Annotated in this window: 2 protein-coding genes; both read left to right on the top strand. The window is 43.8% G+C overall.

Annotated features, from left to right (window positions below):
- The first annotated feature begins 63 nt into the window (after positions 1 to 63).
- The gene (locus K6T91_11520; protein MCL6473414.1) at positions 64 to 1,563 is read left to right on the top strand and encodes an Rne/Rng family ribonuclease; all 1,500 of its coding nucleotides are present in this window, start codon (positions 64 to 66) and stop codon (positions 1,561 to 1,563) included.
- A 136-nt stretch (positions 1,564 to 1,699) separates the two neighbouring features.
- Positions 1,700 to 2,062, top strand: a complete 363-nt coding sequence (gene rplU, locus K6T91_11515) for a 50S ribosomal protein L21 (protein MCL6473413.1) — start codon at positions 1,700 to 1,702, stop codon at positions 2,060 to 2,062.
- The last annotated feature ends 639 nt before the right edge of the window (positions 2,063 to 2,701 follow it).

The raw sequence follows: 2,701 nt of genomic DNA, 5'->3' as shown, positions 1-2,701 counted from the left end.
ATGTTAATCGGGCCAGCCCGTTAATAAATATATACGATTTTTATGAAGGTGTGACGATGGGAAGTGAGTGTACATAACCGTGAATTGATGGTCTCAGTTGACGACTTTGAGACCCGTGCAGCAGTTCTCGAAGACCGAGAACTTGTTGAGATCTACCTGGAGCGTCGGGAAGCCCCGTCAATAGTCGGAAATATCTATTTGGGGCGGGTAAAAGATATCTTGCCGGGTATGCAGGCAGCGTTTATAGATATCGGTATTGAGCGAAACGCTTTTCTATACGTTGAAGAGATAATCTTTCAGAAAGGAAGCGAACTTGAGCCTGCGCCGCCAATACAGCATCTTTTAAAGCCCGGGCAGGATATTCTAGTTCAGGTCATTAAAGAACCAATGGATTCAAAAGGGGCCAGGGTGACAACGCAGATAACTCTACCTGGCCGCTATCTGGTGTTGCTTCCTTATTCCGACTTTGTGGGCGCATCTAGGCGTCTTCCTGACGAGGAGAGGCATCGGCTAAAAGAAATATGTGAGCAAATCAAACCGCGCGGCAAGGGGCTTATTGCTCGAACTGCCGCCGAGGGAGCTGATTTGGCAGACCTGCGTGCAGACGTTAAAAGGCTTCTTCTATATTGGCGAAAAATAAGCCGTCGAGTACGCGAGTCTACCCCCGTGCAGCTTATCTACCAGGAGCCACAGCTTGCGCTTCGTATTGTGCGTGATCTTTTCTCTAGCGATTTCAAGCGCCTGGTAATAGATAGCGAGAACGAATATAAAGAGATTATTGAATTCCTTAAGTCTACCGAGCCCGATCTAGCTAAAAGGGTTGAATACTATACGGAGAGGCTCCCGCTTTTTGATAAGTATAATATAAATCAGGATATAGAAAATGCCACAAAGCGCAAAGTATGGTTGCGCTCAGGCGGATATATCAGCATAGACCATACGGAAGCGTTAACGGCAATTGACGTAAATACTGGAAAGTATGTTGGCAAGACAACCCTCGAGCAGACTATTTTTAGGACCAATCTTGAGGCCGCTGAGGAAATAGTTCGTCAGCTAAGGTTAAGAGATATAGGCGGCATTATAGTGATTGACTTTATTGATATGCAGGACCCTGCTAATCGAGAGGAAGTCTCCCGTGTTTTAAGTGAAGCGCTTGCATCCGATAGGACAAAGAACCGTGTTATTGAGATATCAAAGCTGGGTTTGGTTGAGATGACAAGAAAGAATGTAAGTCAGGGTCTACTTGAATTCCAAGCAGAGACATGCCCATGCTGTCACGGTTTGGGCGTCATCTTATCCGAAGCCACAGTCGGCATTCAGAATTACAGGCAAATCAAAAAAATAGTCGCTACCCATATATCCCAATCTTTCATATTCAAGATAAATCCTCGGGGCAAGTCGTTTCTTGAACAAAAGGGTAAGCTGGAAGGCAATGTCCTGTATCTTGATTGGGGTAAAAAGGCCTACCTGATATTTGATGATACTGTTCCCGCAGGAAAGCCGGAGATGGTAGAGGAAGGTACCGAGGCGGAAATCGAGCGCAGTTTAAGCAACTTTTACTGATAAAAAGCTTTGCAATAGAGCTTTGTTGAGAGCCGATGCGCTCAAACTCTAATTAAATATACATGAGTATGCCCAAATTATTGACACATGCCGGTTTATCTGCTAGCATAAATGCTTGTTGCTAAGGAGGATTGCTATGTATGCCGTCATAAGGTTTGGTGGAAAACAATATAAGGTAAGCAAGGGCGAAGTGCTAGTTGTCGATCGGGTTCAGGGGAACCCAGGCGATAAATTTGATATTCCTGAAATTCTAATGGTTCGTGATAACAACGTTTTGGTTAGCGGTTTGGATAAAGCCAAGGTTGTCGCTTCTATCGTTGAGCATTTCAGGGGAGACAAAGTTTTAGTTTTTAAATATAAACCGAAGAAAAACTACCGGCGCTTGTTCGGCCACCGCTCATATCTATCCAAGATCAAAATCGAGGACATAGAGGTTCCAAAGGCAAAAGTTTCAAAAAAAGAGGAATCTCAGATTGAATCTACAGAGGCAACCGCTTAAGTCAAAGCAGTAGTCTGCAATTGTTAAAATGTGATTTTTAAAGAGGCTTTAAAGCCTCTTTTTTATTGGTTCGTTTGCCCAGATAAGGTGTCCTTTTGGGGATGGCCTCTTCGCTACGCACCAAATAGTTGTTTAAGTAAGCCGATACGCGGTAGGGTATATAAAAAATATTTTCGGCACTTTGTTCTGCTGTATTTACGCACCTAGACGGCATAAATTTTTAGATTTACTGACGGCAATGACTGGATAGCCGTCGGTAAAGCATGTATAATGGGGTTTGCAAACAACTATGAGCGGCAAATGTTGTTTCGCGGATTGTTTTCAAAGGCGTGTTAACATTTGCTGCTGACACGGCTATACTATAGAGTAATCAATTTTATAAGCGCAAACTAAAAGACGACAGTTAAGTCTTTATTAATGTAAATAGTTTGTGCAATGTTTCACAATGTGATGCCGATAAGCATCGGAAGAAGGTAGGGCTGTGGGCACAAAAGAGCAGCTCAAATCCATTAATACAGATTTAAAAAAGCAGGTAGAAAGACTATCCGGCCAGGAACTGGATCGGTGCTACCTGTGCGGAAAGTGCACTGCAGGATGCCCCGTTGCGCCTTACCAAGACATTGCCCCGCATGTGGTTAT

This window comes from Bacillota bacterium, assembly GCA_023511485.1.
Taxonomy (GTDB): Bacteria; Actinomycetota; Aquicultoria; order Aquicultorales; family Aquicultoraceae; genus CADDYS01.
This window is presented reverse-complemented; position numbering and strand designations above follow the sequence as displayed.

Excerpts from the sequence above, each read along its gene's own strand:
- rplU (MCL6473413.1), top strand. The coding sequence starts at position 1,700 with ATGTATGCCGTCATAAGGTTTGGTGGAAAACAATATAAGGTAAGCAAG.